This window comes from Nitrospinota bacterium (assembly GCA_016208975.1).
GTDB lineage: Bacteria > Nitrospinota_A > UBA7883 > UBA7883 > JACRLM01 > JACQXA01.
Genome location: JACQXA010000004.1, coordinates 431,519 through 453,161 on the forward strand (window position 1 = coordinate 431,519; position 21,643 = coordinate 453,161).

Here is a 21,643-nt window from a genome sequence, read left to right on the forward strand (position 1 = left end):
GGCTTCCTTACAACTCCCCCCGCGTCTCGGCGTTTAGCCTGCCGAAAAAAAGCTCCATGAAACTGTGCCGCTCTTCGGCCATGGCCTTGCCGGTTTTGGTCTGCATGCGGTCTTTCACATGCCGCAGTTTAACCAGGTATTCGCGGTAGGCTGTATCGTCTTCCGTATATGACTCCGTCTTCTCTATGTCCACGTCCGGGTCGTGTAGCATTGCGCCTATCTCGCCTGCGAAAAGGAACGCCCGGCCTATGCCCACCGCGCCGATGCCGTCCAGTTTGTCGGCGTCGAACAACACCTTGGCCTCCATACTCACAGGCACGGCCCCGCGCCGGAACCTGTGGGTCTCCACGCAATGGGCCACCGCCCCGATGAGCGCTTCATCGGCCCCTGCCTCCTTCAATATGCCTCTGGCCATTTCCGCCCCCAGTTGGGCGTGGCAAGTCTCGCCGCCGCCCGCGTCGCTTTCGTTCCTGCCGATGTCATGCAAAAGCGCCGCCAGCCTCAACACCGTCATGTCGCACCCTTCCAGCGGGCCGATGTGCTCGCAGAGTTTCAACACTCTTTGAACATGGTCCCACCCGTGGGAGCCGCGCACGCTCTCAAAATGGCTTTTCGCCAGAGGCTCCACCAAAAAACAAAGTTTACCTGTCATGATAGCCAAACCTTAAATCACCGCCGGTTTTGCGTCAAGCGGCCTGTTGGCGATATAATCCACAGAACCTTTACCAATAACGGAGGTTTACCCAGGATGCTCCACCGATTTACGCCGTTCGCCGTGGCGATTGTGATGGCCATTGCCCTGCCCGCACATGCTCAAGCGGAAAAAGAAGAAAAAGGGACCATGGAGCGGTTCGGCGCCGCCGTGGATGAAAAGTATGAGAAGACCAAGGAGTTTTTCAGCGACACGGCCATAAACGCCAGAATCAAGAGACGCCTGCTGGAAGACGATCAGGTTTCGGTGAAAAATATCAGCCTCACCGTTGACCAGGGCGCCGTGACTGTGGAAGGGGACGCGCCAAGCGAAGAGATGGCCCAGCGGACGCTGGAGATAGTCCGCGCCACCGAGGGGGTCACAGGCGTGACGAACAAACTCCAGATAATAGTAAGAGAACCTTCGCAGGCCAAGTAATCAGTTAAATCTCCACGGGTGTTACCAGCCCGTGATCCGGCAGTTCCCGTTTCCTTATGATGTAGGCTTTTCCCCCGTCCACCAGCGCTTCGGCCGGGGCGGGATGGGAGAGAAAATAGATCATCCCGGCGGTATAGCCGTAAGCCCCGGAATTGAACACTCCCAAAAGATCGCCCACCCTGGGTTTGGGCAGTTTAAGCTCCCGCGAGAACTGGTCGGCGGAGGCGCATAACGGCCCCGCCACCGTAACCACACAGCGCGCGGGTTCTCCCATCCTGTTCAGCAGGGCCGAGGGATAATTCTTGTTGAACACTATCGGCACCAATGCGTGATGTATCCCCCCGTCGGTGAGAACGAAAGTCCGCCCGCGAGACTCTTTAATGTCCGTGATCCTGGTTACATAAACCCCAGCCGGGCCAGCCAGGTATCTGCCCGGCTCCAGAATGTAACGGGTGTTTTTGAAATAAGCGGAGCGCCCCAGCCGGTTGACTGTTTTCTTTAACGCGGCTCCCAGCTTTTTCACGTCCAGCTCCCGCTCGCCTTCCTTGAAGGGTATCCCCAACCCGCCGCCAAAATTTATCATCCGCACCGGGAAAGAGAGTTTAGCGGCGGCCTCCACGGCCCATGCGCCAAACGCGCCATGGATCGCGCCCAGCGTGGCGGTGTCCAATAATTGCGTGCCTGCGAAACAATGGAACCCCAGCACATCAACCCTTGGGTCTTTAATGGCCCGCGCCACCACCGGAAGCAGTTTTTCCCCATCGAACCCGAATTTGCGCGCCCCACCTATCATCACCGTGCCTCCAGCGGCGGAGAACTGGAGGTTCACCCGGAACGCTATTTTGACCGGGGCGGATTTTTTACCCATGGCATCCGCCGCTGAAAAAATCCGCTCCAGCTCCGTTTCCGACTCTATATTGATGGAGCCTATCCGTTTTTTAGCCGCCAGGCGGATTTCCTCTTCACTTTTTCCCGGCCCGGCGTAAATTATGTCTTCCGGTTTGAATCCGGCGGACAGGGCCATGGCAAGCTCGCTGGCGGAGGCCACTTCGGCGCCCGCCCCCAGCTTTTGAAAAATGTGGGCCACGGAACGGTTGGGGTTGGCTTTTACGGAGTAATGGACGCGGAAGCTGGCGGGTATCGCCGATGTAAGGGCTTTATATTGTCCGCGCATTATGCCCGCATCGTACAGGTATAACGGCGTACCGGCCTTGGCCACTATCTTTTCCAGGGAGGCTCCGCCAGCGGAAAACCCGCCCCCTTTGGACATATACAGCTTGATTACAGGGTTCATCCTCCGGATTATACCCCGCCGGGAGCCGTCACACCAACGCAGGGTAATTTGACTTAAATTTTGTTGATGGACATTGAATTATTCAACTTCCACAATAGTCCCAACTTTGAGATTGGAAAATAGAGCGCCAACACTTCCTTTCTTATTTCGCTCCGGGCAATTCGCCATTGTGCCATGCTTAATGTGAAAACCCTTTTTCCTTGATTGGCAAAACCCAATTACTTGCCGACTCAATTGGTCGTAAAAATCTGTTTCCTCATTTAAATATTTAGTAACCAGTGAATTGTAATTAAGCCTTCCAAAAATAATCTTATCTACAAAGGCAATCGATTCCAGTATCTCTCTAAAATCTTGATCCAAAATATTTGGAGTTGGATATGGCTCAATGCTCACCCATGTTTTTACTCCCTTTTTATGCAAAGCATAAAGGCTCCTAATTCTCTCTTTATACGGCGCTGAAAATGGCTCGTATTTTTTTCTATATTTATCGTCAAGCGAAATTAAGGTTATTCCGAATTCATTCAATTCGCTTAGCGAGGAAAGCTCGGCTGGGAGCGTTCCCTTTGTCAGCGCAGTGCACCTTATGTTTGCATTATTAAGCATTTCAATAATTCTTAAGGTTAAATTCGAGATTTCCTTATAACCGTGCATAAAGGGATCCGTGCTAAAACTTAGATGGACAAACTTGATTTTGTCTCTATACTTCGGTATTTCCTTTTGTAGAAGTTCAAGCGAATTTGAAACAATTTTAGGCCTAATCCAATCTTCATAGGTTTTTACTTTGCCGAACCTTTTGGCCATAAGCATAGCGTAACAAGGATACAGGCATCCATGCGAGCAACCTTCGACATGGTTAATCGTGTAGTCCCCGTATTCAACGCCTGTTTTATAAAGAAGTGATTTTCTCTCAATATAAGAACATACCTTATTCATACTATGAAAGCTTTCTAACCATGATATCGTATTTGGAATACTCCATTGATGTTGCAGGCCTCCTTGTCTTTTTGGTTACAGGGGGATCTCGGACTATTACCAAATCGGAATCGCTTTCCATTCGGCGAATCTCTTTTTTATAATCTGACTCGCAAAATGCAATCCCGTATTTTTGAATCAATCCGACAATCAAGTCCTGCAGAGAGATGCCTGAACTGCTTGCAGACACTAAAGACATAATGTCAGCATGTAAATCAAATCCCTGACACAGTTTAAAATCAGGGAATTCAAGGTCAAGAAGGGCTAGTTGACCATTTCGTTGGCGGGCAACTATTTCCTTCCATTTTTTGTGCATATTATCTGCCATTAAAATCAAACCGTCTTTATGATTGGAGCAAAAAATTAACCGATATTTAGGGATGTGGTTTGATTTGGTTTTTATTGGTATATTTACAGTGTACTTAAATACATTCCTCAGCGTTAGACAGTACTCCGATATAAAAGCATCTTCAGCCTCATAGAAAGTTATCGCTTTTTCATAGTATCTCCTCAGTATATCTTGCCAGTATGCGCCCCCAGCAATTTCGTTTAAGCGGGCAATGGTATTAATGTCTCCATCGCTCTCATAATCGGCCAATTCATCGTCGCCCAGGGGATCTGTATATTTCAATAACCGACAGCCTTCTCTGAGGAATCCGACTGAATTGAAATTCATCAGCATTTCAATGGATGAAAAACTTGTTTCTCCGACACGCTGGAAGTTGTTGAGGTTGAGGCTTTTTATGCCGTAAGGATCAACATACAAAAAAATGCTACTGTTTCTGTCTAATGATAATATTTCATTCAGGTTGTCCTCGAATGTTCCATGCAATACCTTTGTATTCGGGTAACCGGCCAGATTGTTTTCTAAATCTGTACCGTACTTTTTTTCAATAAAAGCTCCCCTAAGCATACCGGTATTTGTCTGATTACTTAGAAGCTTTCCTCTTATTTGTTCTGCTATTATCAACGGCGAACCTGGCGTACCATCGTCAAACCTTCCTTTGCCAGCAAAACAATCAAATATATATAACGGCCTATGTGCTCGTAAAATTTTTGAAATATATGGGGTAAGATAGTAGTCAAGAATTTCGTCTTTCAGCGCCGACCACGCTTTCTTTTCCTTGAAAAAATCTTTGGTCTGCCCCACGATTTCCTTCCCCAACCAAACGTTTTTAAATCAATAACCGTTACCCGCCATAACCAAAATATTCGCACACCACAAACTTTTATCCATACAGGCTTACACCCAAACCGCAATCTAACGTGGTGTGGATATCAATCAAATTGGCACACTTTCCACCACAGCGGCTTGCTCCACCCTTTCATAACGGGCGGCGAAATTGTCCATCTTCAACGCCAGCAGGCGGGCCAGCCTTTTGAGGTATCGCACGCCATCCCCTTCGTTGAATCTTGTGGGAATGGAGCTTCCAAAGGCCACCACCGCCAGCAACCCTCCGGCGCTTCTGACAGGCAGAAGAGCCTCGGAACGCACCTTCATGCACAATCCGTTTGGGAAGAAGGTTTCAGACCCCTTTTTGCCCCGGCGCAGGCGTGGCTCTGTAAGATCAACCAGTGACTGGTCGGCCATAAGCTCCGCGAAGAAAACATTGCCGGAATTGATGAACACGTTTACGCCGGGCTCCTTGTACCCTTCGGGGTAGCCATTCTCGAACCGTGTGTCCAGGGTGACGGTTATGGCGTCCAGCCCGAAGATCTGCCGTCCCTGGGTGATGAGCGTGTCGAACATCTCTTTAAGCGACCCGGAGGTGAAGATTATCTCCTCCATCTCCTCCACCCGCTGGTCCTTTATCTCGTTCTCCTCGGAGCAGTTGATGAGGAACTTGAGCTTCTTGCTCAACGACGCCACCGATTCCCTGAGCCGCACATTGTTCATCTTAAGAGACTGCGAGGCCAGATCCTGCTTCATACCGTAATGCTCCCCCTAGTCCGCCTGGCGCCGGATGAACGCGGGTATGGCCAGGTTTTCGTTCTGGATGTCCATATCACCGTTGACCGCTTTCAAAGTTGGCCGCCTGGGTGGCACGAAAGCCCTTTCCGCCGCAACTTCCCGCGCGATGTCGTCTGCTATCAGCCTGTCGCGGGATATGCGGAGGGGGGCTATCTTCCCCTGGGGCGCCAGCTGGTCCTGCCGGGAGGATGAACCGTACTCGTCGCCCCTGCGCCCTTCCTGGAAGGCCTTGAACCCGGTGGCGATGACGGTAACGCTAACGCGTTCGCCCATGGTCTCGTCTATCACCAGCCCGAACTTGATGTCCGCGTCGTGGTCGGCGTGGTCGGTGATGAAGGATACGGCCTCGCTCATCTCGTTGAGGGAGAAATCCGGCCCGCCGGTGATGTTTATCAAAAGCCCCTTGGCGCCGTCTATGTGGGAGTCTTCCAGCAGGGGGCTGTTTATGGCGCTCTGGGCGGCTTCCATGGCGCGTTTGTCGCCGGAACCCACGCCCACGCCCAACAGGGCCATGCCTTTCTGGCTCATCACTGTGCGCACGTCGGCGAAGTCCACGTTTATGTTGCCCACGCCGGTGATGATGTCGGATATGCCTTTAACCGCGCCGGACAGCACCCCGTCGGCCTTGCCGAAAGCGGCCACGGCGGGGGTGGACTTGTCCACATACCCCAGCAATTGCTGGTTGGGGATAATTATGAGCGTATCGGCGTTCTTCCTTAACTCCGCCAGCCCCTGCTCGGCGTTGCCCAGCTTCCTTTTCCCCTCAAAGGAGAAAGGCTTTGTTACCACCGCCACGGTAAGCGCTCCCATCTCCTTGGCGATAGCGGCTATAACCGGCGCGGCCCCGGTGCCAGTGCCGCCGCCCATGCCAGCGGTGACGAACACCATGTGGGCGTCCCTTAAATGCTCCCTTATATCCTCCTCATCCTCGATGGCCGAGGCCTTGCCCACCTCGGGCCTGCCGCCGGCGCCAAGCCCGCGGGTGTGCTGTTTGCCCAGCTGTATCTTCTGCGGCACGGGCGAGGCGCGCAGGGATTGCGCGTCGGTATTGGCCACGATAAACTCCACGCCGGATATGCCGTGGTTTAGCATGGTGCGCACGGCGTTGCCCCCGCCGCCCCCAACGCCCACCACCTTTATCTTCGGGGTGAAGTTGTAATCCGCAATGCTGTCGGCGCAATCGAAAATCACTTCGCTGTCATCTATATCCTGGAACTCGCTCATCTCATCCTCCCTAGCGTTTATTGCCTTGCGCATGGCGGCCCGTTAAAAAGCCGCCCCTCCCGTGTGACCTATCAGAAAAAATCCTTTATCCAGTCTTTTATCTTCACCAGCCCGCCGTCCAGAGCGCCTTTGCCACGGCTTCTCCTCTTGCGTCCACTGGCCATATCCCTCGCCCCGTAAAGAATCAGCCCCACCGCGGTGGCGTATTCGGCGCTGTCCACAATGTCGGTAATGCCGCCGAGCTTTCGCGGATGCGCCCGGCGCACCGGCATGTTGAAAATAGCCTCGGCTATCTCCGGCATCCCCTGCATCATGGCCGTGCCTCCTGTAAGCGCCAGGCCCGCCGCCAGCTGGTCCAGATAGCCGGATACCTCCAGGTCGCGTTTGACCATCATGAATATCTCCTCCACCCGAGGCTGGATTATGTCCGCCAGTGTCCTGCGGTAAACCTGCCGCGCCTCGCGTTCACCAACGCCGGGCACATCTATCACCTCGTCGTCGGGCACCAGGTCTGACGCGGCGCAACCATAAAGACGTTTTATCTTCTCGGCTTCGTGCCCCGGGGTGCGGAAGCCGATGGATATGTCCCCGGTGATGTCGTTTCCGCCCAGGGTCACCACCGAGGTCCATTTGATGGAGCCTTTGTGGTATATGGCTATGTCGCAAGTGCCGCCACCCATGTTCACCAGGGCCACGCCCAGCTCTTTCTCGTCCTCGTCCAGCGCCGCCTCGGAGGCGGCCAGCTGTTCGGCCACAGTGGCCGAAACCACCAGCCCCGCCCTGTTCACGGAACGCACGATGTTCTGTATCCACGTTACCGACCCGGTGATGATGTGCACCTTGGCCTCCAGCCGCACACCCCGCATACCCACGGGTTTGGCCACGCCCCCCTGCTCGTCCACGATGAATTCCTGGGAGAGCGTGTGGATCATCTCCCGGTCCATCGGTATGTTCACCGCCTTGGCCGCCTCCAGCACCCGGTCCACGTCGGCCTGGGTAACCTCCGAGCCTTTCACGGCGATTATGCCGTGGCTGTTTATCCCCTTGATATGCTCCCCGGCCACCGAGGCGTAAACGCTTTCTATCTCCGCCCCCGCCATGGTTTCCGCCTCTTCCACGGCGGCCTTTATGGACTCTACCGTGGACTCGATGTTCACCACCACACCCTTGCGCAGGCCGTGGGATGCGTGGCTTCCCAGTCCCACTATGTCTATGGCCCCACCGCTAATGTCCGCCAGCACACAGCAGGTCTTGGAGGTGCCGATATCCAAACCGGCGATTAGTTCCCTGTTCTTGGCCATGTCTTCTATCCTCTGCTTCCATTTCCGGCGCTTCGCGGCGACGGATACGTGACAATCACCTTGTCGGCGAACATCATGCTCAGCGACAAAGGCGTCCCCTCCTTAGTCCTCAAGATGTGGTCCACGGTAATCAGCCTCTCCACTTCATCCTCCCACTTGCGTCTTGGGAACGTAAGCGAGGTTTGAGAGTCCTTGATCCGTATTTTTATTTTCCCCGGCTCGGCCAGGTCGAATCCCATCACCTGGTGTTTTCCCAAAAACCTGTAGCCGCTCAAGCGTTCCCATGCGTAAACGGCGGCTTTGAAATCCTGCTGGGAAAGCTTTGCCCCAGCCGTCACTTTGCCATCTTCCACCGGGGCTCCCTCGATGATCGGCAGGAGGATTTCCGCCGGGTTCTCGGCGGGGCATATCAGCACGCCGCCGTCGTCCACCACCCAGAACTCTTTCCCAGCCCTGGCCACGAACGCCGGAACCCGTTCCTTTATCCTTACGCCCAAGGTGGAGGGAAGCTCGCGCCTCAGCTCCACTTCGCCCACCCAGGGGTGGGCTAACAACCTCTTGCTTATCTCACGCATGTCCAGCGACAGGGTGTTGCGCCCCTCCACCGGCCCGGCCAGCTTCTTTATCTCCTCCTCGTGGATGACAGAAAGGCCTTCCACACGGATCTGCGACACGTCGAAATAACGGTTTTTCACCGCCGCCTCGTAGCCTGTGTTGGCGCCGAAAGCCATAATGGCCACCGCCGCCAGCGCCGCCATGGTTTTAAGCGCCGCCCAAACCACCACCCGGGCCGCCTTTTTTCGTCCCTTTCCGGCGGAACCTGTCATCTTTCCATTGGGGGTATTCTGTTCACCGGTCATCGGCTAAAGCCTCCATAAGGATGGTCAACACCAGGTCATCGAACGAAAGTCCCACGGCGGCGGCCTCTTTGGGCAGAAGGCTGGTTTCCGTCATTCCCGGGATGGTGTTGAGCTCCAGAAACCAGGGTTTGCCCGCCCGGTCCACAATAAACTCGGAACGGGTGGCCCCCTTGCAACCCAGCGCCCCGTGTACGGCCAATGTCATGCGGGCGGCCTCTTGCAACGACCCGTCCGCCAGCCGGGCGGGAATGTGGTAATGGGTAGAGCCTGGGGTATATTTATGGGTGTAGTCGTAAAAACCCCCGGTGGTCTCTATCTCCACGGCGGGCAAGGCCATGTCGCCCAGCACGCCAACGGTTATAAGCGCGCCTTCCACGAAATCCTCGGCCACCATTTCATGGTATTCGCCGAATGCCCTTTCCACCGCATCCGCTATCTTGTCGCCGGAAAGGCAGACCGTAACACCTATGGACGATCCTCCAACCGAAGGTTTTATGACCACCGGCGCGGCCAGGGACGCTATCGCCGTTTCCCTGTCCGCGTCGTTTTTCCCTATAACCCGGTAACCCGGCGTGGCCACGCCGATGCTTTGGCAAACCATTTTCGTGAGCCGCTTGTTCATGGCTATGGCGCTGGCCGCCACCCCGGAAGCGGTGTATGGAACGCCCATGGCCTCCAGCGCCCCCTGGATGCACCCATCCTCGCCATAGCGGCCATGCAGGGCGATGAACGCCACGTGGGCGCCGCTCTTTTTTATCTGCTCGCATACGTCGCGGCCGGCGTCTATGCTTACAGAGGGGATCCCCAGCCGCGCAAGGGCCCCCAGCACGGCGGCGCCGGTTTTCAGGCTTATCTCCCGTTCGCTGGACAGGCCGCCCATGAGTACGGCCACTTTTTTGTATTTGAGCGTATCTATGCGAGCCTTACTCATCGAATTCCCCCACAAGCTTTATCTCCGGCGCAAGTTTCACGCCGGACATTTCGTAAACCCTGTCCTGGGCCAGCTTCATAAGCGCGCGCACGTCCCGCGCAGTGGCGCCACCTTCGTTCACTATGAAATTGGCGTGTTTTTCAGACACCCTGGCGCCTCCAATTCGAGTCCCCTTAAGCCCAGCGGCCTCTATGAGCCGTCCGGCGTAATCCCCCGGCGGGTTTTTAAACACCGATCCGGCGGAGGGAATGTCCAGCGGCTGTGAAGCCTTCCGCGCAAGCTGGGACTGTCGCATCCGCTCTTTTATCCGCGCCCTGTCCCCTTCCCGCGCCACGAAGCGGCAGGAAAGAATCAACGCGTCTTTAGGCAAGGCTGACGAACGGTACGCAAACCCCATATCGTCACTTCCCAAAGTAATGGTCTCCCCTTCCCTTGTGACAACGGTGGCGGACAAGAGGACATCTTTAACCTCTCCGTCCCTCGTTCCCGCGTTCATCACTATCGCTCCTCCAACCGTGCCCGGAATCCCATGGGCGAACTCAAGCCCGCTCAACGACTGGCGGCATGCCGCCACCGCAAGTTTCGTAAAAGAAACCCCGGCTTGCGCCTCTATTACCATTTGCCCGCCGGGCCCCTGCAAAAACTCCACTTCGGCCAGTACACCCGCAAGGCAAAGCGCCGTTCCCCTCACGCCCGCGTCCGACACCAGCGTGTTCGATCCGCCGCCCAGGATGAGCGAAACCTCTCCGGAGCGTATCCACCTCCCCGCCTCTTCCGCCGTGGCGGGAAAAACCAGCCTGTCCGCCGGGCCGCCTATTCCAAAGGTGGTAAGCCCGGCCAGTGGAGCGTTCACCTCCACCAATCCTTTTTTCATCGGCTTCTCTCATTCCTTATTCCGTCAGGCCAGCGCGGAGAGGATCCTGCCGCCCAGTTGAGTCACATTTCCAGCGCCAAGGGTAAGCACAATGTCCCCCTCGCGCGCGGTCTCCAGCGCGATCTTCAGGGCCGCGTCCAGGCTGGCGGCGAACTTCACCCCTTTTTTCCCGTGGGCGGCCACCCCTTCGGCCAGGATCTCACCGCGTACCCCTTCAATGGGCGCCTCACCGGCGGCGTATATCTCCATAACGATGAGTTCGTCGGCGTCGTAGAAAGAGGTGTGGAACTCCTCCATCTGGTCGCGGGTCCTGCTGTACCTGTGGGGCTGGAACACCACCACAAGCCTCCTGTCGGCGAAACCTTCCTTGATGGCGCGCAAGGTGGCGCGGATCTCGTTGGGGTGGTGGCCGTAATCGTCTATCATCATTATTCCGCGCGCCTCGCCCTTCACCTGGCACCGCCGCTGGACACCGGCGAAACCGGTTAGCGACGCCACCGCCCCGGCGGGCTCCATGCCAAGCTCCATCCCCACAGACATGGCCGCCAGAGCGTTATACACGTTATGCACGCCGGGCATGGATATGCCCACGCGGCCCACTTCATGCCCTTCTAACGCCACGGTGAAGGTGGAATTGAACTTGTCGTATTTTATTTCCCGCGCCGTAAGGTCGGCCGTGGACTTAATGCCGTAAGTTCGGAACCGCTTGGTGACGTGGGGGATTATTTCCTGTATCGCCGGGTCGTCCAGGCACAGCACCGACACGCCGTAGAACGGGGTCTTGTTGATAAACTCCACGAAGGCGCGTTTGACGTTGTCGAAGGAGCCGTAATGGTCCAGGTGCTCGGCGTCTATATTGGTCACTATGGCTATGGTGGGATACAGCTTCAGGAACGACCCGTCGGACTCGTCCGCCTCGGCCACCAGAAACTCACCCTGCCCCAGCTTGGCGCCGGAGCCGAACCTGTCCACCTTGCCGCCGATGATTATCGTGGGGTCATATCCACCTTTTGTGAGGGTCACCGCCGTCATGGAGGTTGTGGTGGTCTTGCCGTGGGCGCCCGCCACCGCCACCGAGTGTTTCATCCGCATAAGCTCGGCCAGCATTTCCGCCCTGGGGATCACCGGTATCAGGCGGCTCCTGGCTTCCACTATCTCCGGGTTGTCGCTCCGGATGGCGGAGGAGACCACCACCACGTCGGCTTCGCCAACGTTTTGCGCCCCATGGCCCACGGCCACCCTCGCCCCCATCGAACGCAGGACCTTCACCGTGTCAGACTCGGCCACGTCCGACCCTGTAACCGCGTACCCCATGTTAAGCAGTATCTCCGCTATGCCGCTCATCCCCGCCCCGCCTATGCCGACGAAATGCAGGGTCTTGGTTTTTCCGAACCTTTGAGTTTTCATTTCCTGTCCGTCCACAGCTTTTTCCTTACGCCGCCACGAGCTTCATGAGCCCGTCGGCGATCTCCCGCGCCGCGTGGGGCCTGGCCATCCGCCGGGCGCTTTCGCCCATTTGGGCAAGTCCGGCGCGGTCATTTAAAAATTTCTCAACCATCCCGGCGATTGCGGCGCCGTTCAACCCCTGATCCCTCACCACCAGCGCCGCCCCCGCCTGGGCCATTGCCTGGGCGTTTTTCGTTTGATGATCGTCCGCCGCGTGGGGGAACGGAACGTAAACCGCAGGCCTGCCCACGGCGCATATTTCCGCCACGGCCCCGGCCCCGGCGCGGGAGATGACGATGTCCGCGTCGGCCAGCCTCTGGGGCATATCCGCGTAAAACGCCGAAGCCTCCCATCGGAACCTGGCGTTAATGTAGGCTTTCTTAACCCGCTCTATATCCTTGGCTCCGGTCTGGTGAACAACGCTTATGGAGCCCGCGAAAGCGTCCATCGTTTGCACAGCCTCCATCATTGCCGTGTTCATGGAGGAGGCGCCCAGACTGCCCCCCACAACCAATATGCCCAGCCGCGAGTCCTGCCGTCTTCTCTGGACGGTGAAAAATTCCGGCCGTATGGGGTTGCCCGTCACAATCCCTTTGCCGCCGGGAAAGAAACTTTCAGAACCTGGCCAGGTGACGAAAACTTTTTGGGCTATCTTTCCCAGCCACCGGTTGGTCAACCCCGGCGCGGCGTTCTGCTCGGCCACCGCCAGCGGTGTTCCCGCAAGAACCGCCGCCAGCCCCACCGGGCCAGACGCATAGCCCCCGCAACCTAGTATCACGTCCGGCTTAAAATTACCCATGATCTCCCGAGCCTGTCCGACGCCCTTCACCAGCTTGGCCAGGGCCGATACGCGGCTTAAAAAACCTTTGCCTTTGATTCCCGCCACATCCAGCGTTTCGATGGCGAAACCCTCCTGGGGCACAAGCCTTGTCTCCACCCCGTTCACTGCCCCCACAAACAGGATTTCCACCCCGGCCCTCCGGGCCAATAGCTCCTTGGCCACCGCCACTCCCGGATAAACGTGGCCCGCCGTTCCGCCGCCGGTGATTATCACTTTCATGACCTTTCCAGATACGGCCTTGCGGCCTTCTCCGATATGTTCGCCAGCAGACCAACGCTTATGAGCCACATCACCAGCGCCGTGCCTCCCAAGCTTATGAAAGGAAGCGGCAGACCCTTGGTGGGCATGGCTCCGGCGATTACCGATATGTTCAACAACGCCTGTATGGTGATGGTGAAGGTTATGCCCAGGGCCAAAAGGGAGCTGAACCTGTCCTGCGCCATAAGCCCCGCGCGGATCCCTCGCCACGCCAGAATCAGGAATAGCCCCACCACCGTGAGCGCCCCCACCAGGCCCAATTCCTCGCCGATGATGGAAAATATGAAATCCGTATGCGGCTCCGGCAGGTAGAAAAGTTTCTGTCTGCCATTGCCCAGGCCAACGCCCAGCACGCCACCCTTGGCCAGCGCCACGAAGGACTGGATGATCTGATAACCTGAATCGGACGCGTCGTCCCACGGGTTGAGGAACGAGAGGATCCGGCGGCGCCGGTAGCCCACGTTGTAAACCGCCGCCCACAGGATGGGCAGGGCCAGCAGAAATGTGCCCGCCAGGTAACGGCCACGGACACCCGAAATCAGGAACATGGTGAACGAGACCATGCCTATTATCATGGCCGTGCCCAAATCGGGCTGGAGCTGGATGAGGATGAACACCACCAGCAAGGCCACCAGGTTGGGCATGTAGCCGAACACGAAGTCCTTTATGGTGTTCTCCTCTTCTTTCTTGGCCAGAAAACCGGCGAAGAATATCACTATGCCCAGCTTGGCCACCTCTGAAGGCTGGACGGTGGCGAACCCGAGGTTTATCCATCTTTTCGCGCCGTTCACGTTCACTCCGAGCCCCGGCGCGTAAACCAGCACAAGCGCCGACAGGACCAGCGCGTAAATCAGCCATATCCTTTTTTTCAGGAACCGGTAATCGAACCTCATGGCGGCGAACATGCCCAGCACGCCCAGCAGGGACCACATCCCCTGCCGTTTGAGGAAATAATAGGAGTCCCCGTGTTTCTCTATGGCGATTACCGCCGAACTGGAGAAGATCATGACTATCCCCAGCCCCAGCAATAACAGGGCGCATATGATTATCCAGATGTCGGGCCTTGTTTTTACCGGCATCAGGCCCGCTCCTTCCCGAAAGCGGCCACGGCTTTCCTGAACTCTTCGCCGCGATGCTCGTAATTCCTGAACATGTCGAAACTGGCGCAGGCGGGGGATAGAAGAACCGTGTCACCCGATGCGGCCATGCCAGCGGCCAACCGCACGGCCTCTTCCAGGCTGGCCGCCATTTCCACCGGATTAAAATCCCCCAGGGCCGTTTTTATTTGACCGGCGGTCTTGCCGATAAGCACGGCTCCCTTGGCGTGGAGGCGCGCCGCTTCGGCGAAAGATGTGAAATCCGCCCCTTTGCTGGAGCCTCCGGCGATTATCACCACGTTCCCCTTGTATCCTGAGAGGGATTTTATGGACGCGTCGGTGTTAGTCCCTTTGGAGTCGTTTATGAACGCAACGCCGTTGATGAGACCCACGCGCTCCATGCGGTGCGGCAGGCCTTCGAAATCCACGATGACCTCGCGGACATCCTCCACGGAGGCTCCGCCCGCCAGCGACAAAAGCGACGCGGCCAGCGCGTTTTCCACGTTGTGGGTTCCTGGAACTTTCAGGTCGGTCAAGGTGAACAGCTCCACCTTGCCGCCACCGATGTCGGCCACGGCTTTAGAGCCTTCCACCCACGCCCCGGGTTTGCCGTGGGGGTTTATCCCGAAATACAGTTTTCGAACCCCTGGCGGCGGCGTGAGCCTGGAGCCTATGGGATCTTCGGCGTTGAGGATAACCGTGTCCCCCTCCCTCTGGTTTTCGAACAACCTGGCTTTCAGCCCGGCGTATATCTCCATGGTCTTGTGCCTGTCCATATGGTCCGGCGTGACGTTCAGCACGGCGCTAACCTTCGGCCTGAACGTCTTTATCCCCTCCAGCTGGAAGCTGGACATTTCCACCACGGCCCACTGATGCCCCCCGCCCACGGCCCAGCAAAGCGGATCCCCAATGTTGCCGCCCACGAAGGTTTTATGCCGCCGGGACATCATCCTGCCGGTGAGGGTGGTGGTGGTGGTCTTGCCGTTGGCTCCGGTTACAGCCATAACCGGCGCGTTCAAATGGCGGAACGCCAGCTCCACCTCGGAGATAAGCTCCACCCCCGCGTTTCTTACCGCCGCTGGCAAAGGCGCCTCCCACGGCACGCCGGGGCTTATAACCGCCAGGTCGTACTCCGCAGGATTTATCCCGTCATGGCTACCCAAAACGCGTGTGGTCCTCCCGGGTAGCATGGCGGCAAACTCCGCCAGGTCCTTTTCGGGCTTCACGTCGGTGACCATGGTCTGGCCCCCCATGCTGTCTATCAGCAATGCCGCGGCGGCTCCGCTTTTGGCCAGGCCGATTATCAGCGCCTTTTTATTTTTGTAATCCATCACTCCCTCACCTGAGTTTCAGCGTGCTAAGGGAGATGAGGGCCAGGATGGCGGACACTATCCAGAACCGCACGATAACCTGCGGCTCGGGCCAGCCCAGCTGTTCGAAATGATGATGCAGGGGCGCCATCCTGAAAAACCGTTTGCCGGTGGATTTGTACCAGGCCACCTGGATGATCACCGACAGCGCCTCCACCACGAACACGCCGCCCACGATGGCCAGCAGTATTTCCTGTTTGCACATCACCGCCACCACGCCGAGGATACCCCCCAGCGCCGTGGAGCCCACGTTGCCCATGAAGATCATGGCCGGGTAGCAGTTGTACCAGAGGAACCCCAGTGAGGCCCCCACCACCGCCGCGCAGAACACCGTCATCTCCCCCGCCTGGGGCACGTAAGGGATGTTGAGGTACTCGGCGAACTTGGCGTTGCCCGACAGGTACATGAGCGCGGCGAAGGCAAGGAATGACACTGTTACGGGGCCTATGGCCAGCCCGTCCAGCCCGTCGGTGAGGTTAACGGCGTTGGCCGCCGCCACTATCACCAGCATGGCGAAGGGGATATAAAATACTCCCAGGTCCGGCCGCACACTTTTAAGGAACGGCACATGTATCCTTGTGAAACTTTCCGCCCCGCCGTTGATGACGTAAAGGATCAACACCACAACCAGGGCGGCGGCGAACTGCAAAAGAAGTTTCCGCTTTCCGGAGATGCCCCCTTTTCTCAATCCGGTGAGTTTGGCGTAATCGTCATAAAACCCGATGAGGCCGAAAAGGAGCGCCGTGAGGACGGCGGCCCAAATGTAGCCGCTGGTAAGGTCCGCCCACAGCAAGGTGGGAAAGGCCAGCGATATCAGTATCATTATGCCGCCCATGGTGGGGGTGCCCGCCTTGGAAAGGTGGGTCTTGGGCCCGTCGGCGCGGATCTTTTCCCCTATGTTCTGGGTCTTGAGATACTCGATAAGCACGGGCCCGATGATTAGCGCCGCCGCCAGGCCGGTTATCACCGCGTAGATTGAACGGAACGTGATATACCGGAACACGTTGAACAGCGTGTGGCTGTCGTGCAGAGGATATAGAAGATGATATAACACTACGCCACTCCCCCCATGACCGGCAAAAGCCTGTTTACCACTTTTTCCATGGCCGACCCGCGCGAGCCTTTAATAAGCGCCGTGTCATACGGCTTTATAAACGCCGCCAGTTTGTCCGCAAGCTCCTCGTGGGTATGGCCCACTACGGCTTTGACGCCCAGCCGCGCCGCTTCCGCCGCGGCGTCTTCCGAATGCGTTCCCAACACGAAAATCGCGGAAACGCCGGTTTTCGCCGCCACCTTGCCGATATGCCTGTGCACGCGGGAACTGGCCGGGCCAAGCTCCAGCATGTCGCCCAGCACGAATATGGTTCTGCCTTTGTCCTTGTATTCGGCCAGGGTGTAAAGCGCCGCCTCGGCGGATTGCGGGTTGGCGTTGTACGTGTCGTTTATAAGTAGCGCGCCGTTCTTCAAGCGGACCGGCTCCATTCGCATCTTCTCCGCTTTAACCTTTGCCAGGCCCCGGCCTATTTTCTCCGGCTCCACACCGGCCATAACGGCGGCGGCGAAAGCGGCCACGGCGTTCTCCGCGTCTTTCAATCCTATAAGCCCGATGCGCGTCTTGTATTCTTTGCCTTTGGCTTTTATGGTGAGCGCTCTGCCCCCCGTTCCAAGTATTGGCTCGGAGCCCATTAGGCGGAACGAGGCCCCGGCGGCGGCGCCAAAGGTGACCGTCCGCCTTATCTTCTTTTCTATCAGCGGCGCGCTATGCCAGTCATCGGCGTTGAGCGCGGCCACGCCACCCTTGCGCATGTTCTCCAAAAGCTCCGCCTTGGCGGCCCGCACAGCGGCCACCGAGCCCAGCTTGCCCATGTGCGCCGAGCCCACGTTGGTAATTACGCCTATCTTCGGGTCTGCTATCTTCGCAAGCCTTGCAATCTCGCCGGGGGAACTCATCCCCATCTCAATAACCGCCGCCTGGTGTTTTGCCGTGAGGTTTAGAAGGGTCAAAGGCGTTCCTATATGATTGTTCAGGTTGCCTTCCGTTTTCAGGGTGTTGTATTTCACCGAAAGGGCCCCGGCTATAAGGTTCTTCACCGTGGTCTTCCCCGACGAGCCTGTAACGCCAACGACAATCAACTTCCTGAACTTTCTCCTGTGATAGGCCGCCAGCTCCTGCAGGGCGAAAACCGTATCCTCCACCAGGATAAGCGTGGCCTGGGGCTGGGTGAGTATAAGATACGGCTCCGATATGATTGCCGCACCGGCGCCACGGTTGAAAGCTTCGCGGGTGAAGACGTGGCCGTCGAACCTGTCCCCTTTTATCGCCACGAAAAGGTTCCCCCGGCGGACAAGCCTGGAGTTTATGCACACCCCGCGCGTTTTCTGGCCCGTGCCCAGCACCAGCCTGCCGCCCACGGCGTGGGCTAGTTCCAACGCCTCAAACGCTGGCATTTAAAAGCCTCACCGCTTCCGCCGCCTCCTCGCGGTCGTCGAAATGTATCTTTGTGGCGCCGATTATCTGGTAATTCTCGTGTCCCTTCCCGGCGATCACCACTATGTCCCCTTCCCTGGCCTGCGCCACGGCGGAACGGATGGCCGCGCGGCGGTCCGCCTCCACCATAAGCTCACCGGCGGGATTTTCTTCCCTGTCAATCCCGGCCAGGACCTCTTCAATTATTTTGTCCGGGTCTTCCGTGCGGGGGTTGTCGGAGGTCACCACCACCCGGTCGGACAGCCTCCACGCCGCCCTTCCCATAAGCGGCCTCTTTTTCCTGTCCCGGTCCCCGCCGCATCCGAACACGGTGATTAGCTTGCCCCTGGTGACTCCCCGCGCAGTGGTCAGGACGTTTACAAGGGCGTCGTCGGTATGGGCGTAGTCCACTATCAGCGCGAAAGGCTGGCCCGCGTTCACGCTTTCAAACCTTCCCGGCACGTTTTTCAGGCTGGCCACGCCCTTTACCAGCGTGTCTATATCCACCCCCTCGGCCACAGCCACCGCCGCCGTGGCCAGGATGTTATAAACGTTGTGCCGGCCTACTAAGGGGGAGCGTAGCGGCGCGTCGCCAAAAGGGGTTTTAAGGGTCATGCTTATCCCTTCCACAGTCACCGCAACGCCCTCGGCGAAACAGTCGGCGCCCGGCTGGAGGCCGTAGGTTATTTTCGGCGCGTGGGTGATATCGAACAGCCTTACGCCATACGGGTCGTCCATGTTGATGACGGCGTGGCCTGGGGAAAGCTCCGTAAACAGCCGCGCCTTGGCGGCGAAGTAGCGCTCCATGTCCCCGTGGTAATCCAGATGGTCCTGCGTGAGGTTGGTGAAGACCGCCGTGGAGAATTTAACCGCGTCGGCCCTTCCCTGGTCCAGCGCGTGGGAAGACACCTCCATGGCGCAGGCCGACCCGCCATGTTTGCGGATGGTGGCCAGCATCCGCATAAGGTCCAGCGCTTCCGGCGTGGTGTTCTCCGCTGGCATCTCGGTTCCGGTCAGAAGGTCGTGACCCACGGTGCCTATCCGCCCGCAGGAACGCCCGGCGGTCCTCATCATTCCGGCTATGAGGTACGAAGTGGTGGTCTTGCCGTTGGTGCCTGTTATCCCCACCACGCTCAATGCGGAGGCGGGCCAGTTGTAAAAATATCCAGCCAGCGCACCCAGCGCTTTTCTTGCGTTTTCCACCACAACCATGGTGACGTTGGCGGGGATGGGCGTCTGCGGCTCCTTCTCGGCCACTATCATCGAGGCGCCTCTGTCCAAGGCGTCCGCCACAAAAGCGGTTCCGTCCAGTTTCGCCCCGGGGATAGCCACAAAAGCGAAACCGGAGCTGGTCTGTCTTGAGTCGTAGCACAACCCATTCAGCGCTCCAGCGCCATGCCCGGCCACGCGCAAAGGCGCAATGGTTTTTAGCGCCTCTTCCAGGCTTTTTGCTCCGGTCATGAATCCAGTCCCGGCTGGCTCTCAATAGCCCGCCCGCCATTCCCGGCTCCCGCCACCCGGTCTTTGCCGGAGAGCTTCCGCCAGTTGATTTCGTATATCTCCGAGTCGGTTGATGGTATCCGCAACGCGCGGGCCGCCCGGGCGCCTATCTCCGAGAACACCGGCGCCGCCACCGCCCCGCCCCATTCAACACCCTTAGGTTCGTCCACCATCACAAGGATCACAAGGCGCGGCGCCTCTACAGGGAAAAAACCCACAAACGAGGCCAGGTATTTATCCGTCGAATAGGCCCGTGTGACAGGGTCTATCTTCTGGGCTGTGCCGGTTTTCCCCGCCACGGTATAGCCGGGTATGGCCGCGTTCTCGCCGGTGCCGCCGGTCACCACGCCTTTCATCATCTCGCGCATGAGCATGGCAGTGGCCGCCGTTATGGGCCTCCCCACCACCTCGCGGGCGGTCACTGAATCCACTTCGCCCTCTCGCATTTTCGCCCGCAGGAAATGGGGGCGCACCAGGTATCCGCCATTGGCGAACACCGCCACGCCGGTAATTAACTGGATCGGCGTAACGGAAGTCTCCTGCCCGAACGAGATGGACGGAAGCGACGTGGCCGACCATTGGGAGACCGGCCGTAGCAGGCCAGGGGCTTCGCCGGGCAAGTCAATTTCGGTTTTAGCGCCGAATCCGAAATCCTTAAGATGCCTCATGAGCCGTTGCGGACCCAGCATTTCGCCTATCTTTATGGCGCCAATGTTGGAAGATTTGGCTATGATCTCCGAAACCGTGAGGTTGCCATATCTGTTTTTGTGCGCCTCTTTGAACTGCCTTCCACCCAGAGAATAACTGCCCAGCTCGCAATCAATAACATCGTCGGGAGTGACAAGCCGTTCATCCATGGCGGAGGCCACCACGAAAAGCTTGAAGGTGGAGCCCGGCTCCACCGACTCGGCCACGGCCTTCGGCTTCATGTTCTCGGCGCTGTATCTTGCAAAATTGTTCGGGTTGTACCTGGGCTGTTCGGCCATGGCCAGTATTTCCCCCGTGGCCGGATCCATCACTATGGCCACGCCCCCTTTGGCGCCAGACTTGAGCACCTGTTTTTCCAGGGCTTTTTCCGTGATGTACTGCACCCGCTCATCTATGGTGAGGACCATGTCCAAAGGCGCCGCCTTGTCCGCCAGCTCCATGGCCTCGGGCATGGACACGGGCCTGCCCAAAGCGTCTTTTAGCACAACGAACTGGGAGTTCAACGGCCTCATAACGTTGTTGTAGGCGTACTCGATGCCGTATAGCCCCTGGTTGTCCATTCCGCAAAACCCGATTATTTTCGCGGCGATGTCCCGTTTAGGATAGAACCTCTTGGACTCCTTAACGAACCCCACGCCCGGCAAATCGGCCTTGCGCACCTTTTCCGCCAGCTCCGGCTCCACCTTGCGGCGCACCCATATAAAACTCCTTCTGCTCCTCTTGCGCAGGTCGGAGAGCATCTTCTTGTGTAAAGCGTCCCGCGCAGTGGCGTCTTCCGGCTCCAGCATGTCCGCCAGCGTCTTGATGGCCTTGGCCGGGTTTTCCATCAGGCGGGGGTTCATATAGATGGAGTTCATGTCTATGGAAACGGCCATCTCGTTAAAATTCCTGTCGTAGATGACTCCACGGGGAAGGTGCACCCGCATATGGCCGAAATGGAGGTTCTCCGAATACTCATCCACCCGCTCATCCGAGAACAGCATCAGCTGGGCCAGCCTGCCGGACAAAACGGCGAACCAGACCAGTATCACAGCGGAAACAAGATAGACCCGCGCCTTGTACCAGTCCCGCTTTACGCCCCCGGCTGAACCGCCGTTACCGCTTCGCAATTATCACCACCTGGTCCCGCGTGGGGAAAACGTAGCCCAACTCCCGCACCGCGCGGTTTTCTATAAGGTCAAAAGAGCGGCGCGAGGACACCTCCAGCTTCATTTTTTTGTTCAGTTCCCGCAGGTCGGCCAGCTTTTTGAGGTTGGCGGAATATTCATACATCAGCGCCGTGGCCCGTATGGAGGGATAAACGTAAATGAGCGTGGCCGTCACAAATAGGACTCCGGACAAAACATATAGGGCCAAAACCTTGGCCCCATGCCCGTTTTTGCCGTTCTGACTGATCATC

20 protein-coding genes are annotated in these 21,643 nt (G+C 57.6%); 1 reads left to right on the forward strand and 19 read right to left on the reverse strand.

The window, feature by feature from the left end; genetic code table 11:
- Positions 1–7: 7 nt before the first annotated feature.
- Positions 8–652: an HD domain-containing protein gene (locus tag HY751_05625; protein MBI4665877.1), complete on the reverse strand. Its 645-nt coding sequence runs from the start codon at positions 650–652 to the stop codon at positions 8–10.
- Between the two features lie 96 nt (positions 653–748).
- On the opposite strand from HY751_05625, the gene HY751_05630 reads away from it, so the two are divergent.
- Positions 749–1,129: a BON domain-containing protein gene (locus tag HY751_05630; GenBank protein MBI4665878.1), complete on the forward strand. Its 381-nt coding sequence runs from the start codon at positions 749–751 to the stop codon at positions 1,127–1,129.
- A 4-nt stretch (positions 1,130–1,133) separates the two neighbouring features.
- Here the strand turns inward: HY751_05630 and HY751_05635 are convergent, their stop codons facing one another.
- From HY751_05635 to HY751_05720, 18 genes are all read right to left on the reverse strand, one after another.
- A complete protein-coding gene (locus tag HY751_05635) occupies positions 1,134–2,423 on the reverse strand; it encodes a hypothetical protein (GenBank protein ID MBI4665879.1) in 1,290 nt (429 codons plus the stop codon).
- A 78-nt stretch (positions 2,424–2,501) separates the two neighbouring features.
- A complete protein-coding gene (locus HY751_05640) occupies positions 2,502–3,356 on the reverse strand; it encodes a radical SAM protein (protein ID MBI4665880.1) in 855 nt (284 codons plus the stop codon).
- 1 nt (position 3,357) lies between these two features.
- The gene (gene tcmP / locus HY751_05645) at positions 3,358–4,545 is read right to left on the reverse strand and encodes a three-Cys-motif partner protein TcmP (protein ID MBI4665881.1); all 1,188 of its coding nucleotides are present in this window, start codon (positions 4,543–4,545) and stop codon (positions 3,358–3,360) included.
- Between the two features lie 132 nt (positions 4,546–4,677).
- Positions 4,678–5,325 (reverse strand): DUF484 family protein, encoded by a 648-nt coding sequence (locus tag HY751_05650; GenBank protein MBI4665882.1) that lies wholly within the window; start codon positions 5,323–5,325, stop codon positions 4,678–4,680.
- 15 nt (positions 5,326–5,340) lie between these two features.
- Positions 5,341–6,591 (reverse strand): cell division protein FtsZ, encoded by a 1,251-nt coding sequence (gene ftsZ, locus HY751_05655; GenBank protein ID MBI4665883.1) that lies wholly within the window; start codon positions 6,589–6,591, stop codon positions 5,341–5,343.
- A 71-nt stretch (positions 6,592–6,662) separates the two neighbouring features.
- Positions 6,663–7,892 (reverse strand): cell division protein FtsA, encoded by a 1,230-nt coding sequence (ftsA, locus tag HY751_05660; protein MBI4665884.1) that lies wholly within the window; start codon positions 7,890–7,892, stop codon positions 6,663–6,665.
- Positions 7,893–7,897: 5 nt separating this feature from the next.
- The gene (locus tag HY751_05665; protein MBI4665885.1) at positions 7,898–8,752 is read right to left on the reverse strand and encodes an FtsQ-type POTRA domain-containing protein; all 855 of its coding nucleotides are present in this window, start codon (positions 8,750–8,752) and stop codon (positions 7,898–7,900) included.
- Positions 8,742–9,683, reverse strand: coding sequence for a D-alanine--D-alanine ligase (locus tag HY751_05670; protein ID MBI4665886.1), 942 nt, complete (start codon positions 9,681–9,683; stop codon positions 8,742–8,744). The genes HY751_05665 and HY751_05670 overlap by 11 nt, the downstream gene beginning before the upstream one ends.
- Entirely contained in the window at positions 9,676–10,557 is an 882-nt protein-coding gene (gene murB, locus HY751_05675) for a UDP-N-acetylmuramate dehydrogenase (protein MBI4665887.1), read from the reverse strand. Before murB ends, HY751_05670 begins: the two co-directional genes overlap by 8 nt.
- Before the next feature lie 24 nt (positions 10,558–10,581).
- A complete protein-coding gene (locus tag HY751_05680; GenBank protein MBI4665888.1) occupies positions 10,582–11,964 on the reverse strand; it encodes a UDP-N-acetylmuramate--L-alanine ligase in 1,383 nt (460 codons plus the stop codon).
- Positions 11,965–11,989: 25 nt separating this feature from the next.
- The gene (murG, locus tag HY751_05685) at positions 11,990–13,063 is read right to left on the reverse strand and encodes an undecaprenyldiphospho-muramoylpentapeptide beta-N-acetylglucosaminyltransferase (protein ID MBI4665889.1); all 1,074 of its coding nucleotides are present in this window, start codon (positions 13,061–13,063) and stop codon (positions 11,990–11,992) included.
- Positions 13,060–14,181, reverse strand: coding sequence for a putative lipid II flippase FtsW (gene ftsW / locus HY751_05690; GenBank protein ID MBI4665890.1), 1,122 nt, complete (start codon positions 14,179–14,181; stop codon positions 13,060–13,062). Before ftsW ends, murG begins: the two co-directional genes overlap by 4 nt.
- Entirely contained in the window at positions 14,181–15,530 is a 1,350-nt protein-coding gene (murD, locus tag HY751_05695) for a UDP-N-acetylmuramoyl-L-alanine--D-glutamate ligase (protein MBI4665891.1), read from the reverse strand. The genes ftsW and murD overlap by 1 nt, the downstream gene beginning before the upstream one ends.
- Positions 15,531–15,537: 7 nt before the next feature.
- On the reverse strand, positions 15,538–16,623 hold the full coding sequence (locus HY751_05700; GenBank protein ID MBI4665892.1) for a phospho-N-acetylmuramoyl-pentapeptide-transferase: 1,086 nt from the start codon (positions 16,621–16,623) through the stop codon (positions 15,538–15,540).
- Positions 16,623–18,017, reverse strand: a complete 1,395-nt coding sequence (locus HY751_05705; GenBank protein MBI4665893.1) for a UDP-N-acetylmuramoyl-tripeptide--D-alanyl-D-alanine ligase — start codon at positions 18,015–18,017, stop codon at positions 16,623–16,625. The genes HY751_05700 and HY751_05705 overlap by 1 nt, the downstream gene beginning before the upstream one ends.
- Entirely contained in the window at positions 18,004–19,497 is a 1,494-nt protein-coding gene (locus HY751_05710) for a UDP-N-acetylmuramoyl-L-alanyl-D-glutamate--2,6-diaminopimelate ligase (GenBank protein MBI4665894.1), read from the reverse strand. The genes HY751_05705 and HY751_05710 overlap by 14 nt, the downstream gene beginning before the upstream one ends.
- On the reverse strand, positions 19,494–21,353 hold the full coding sequence (locus HY751_05715; GenBank protein MBI4665895.1) for a penicillin-binding protein 2: 1,860 nt from the start codon (positions 21,351–21,353) through the stop codon (positions 19,494–19,496). Before HY751_05715 ends, HY751_05710 begins: the two co-directional genes overlap by 4 nt.
- Positions 21,340–21,642 (reverse strand): hypothetical protein, encoded by a 303-nt coding sequence (locus HY751_05720; protein MBI4665896.1) that lies wholly within the window; start codon positions 21,640–21,642, stop codon positions 21,340–21,342. Before HY751_05720 ends, HY751_05715 begins: the two co-directional genes overlap by 14 nt.
- Position 21,643: the final 1 nt, after the last annotated feature.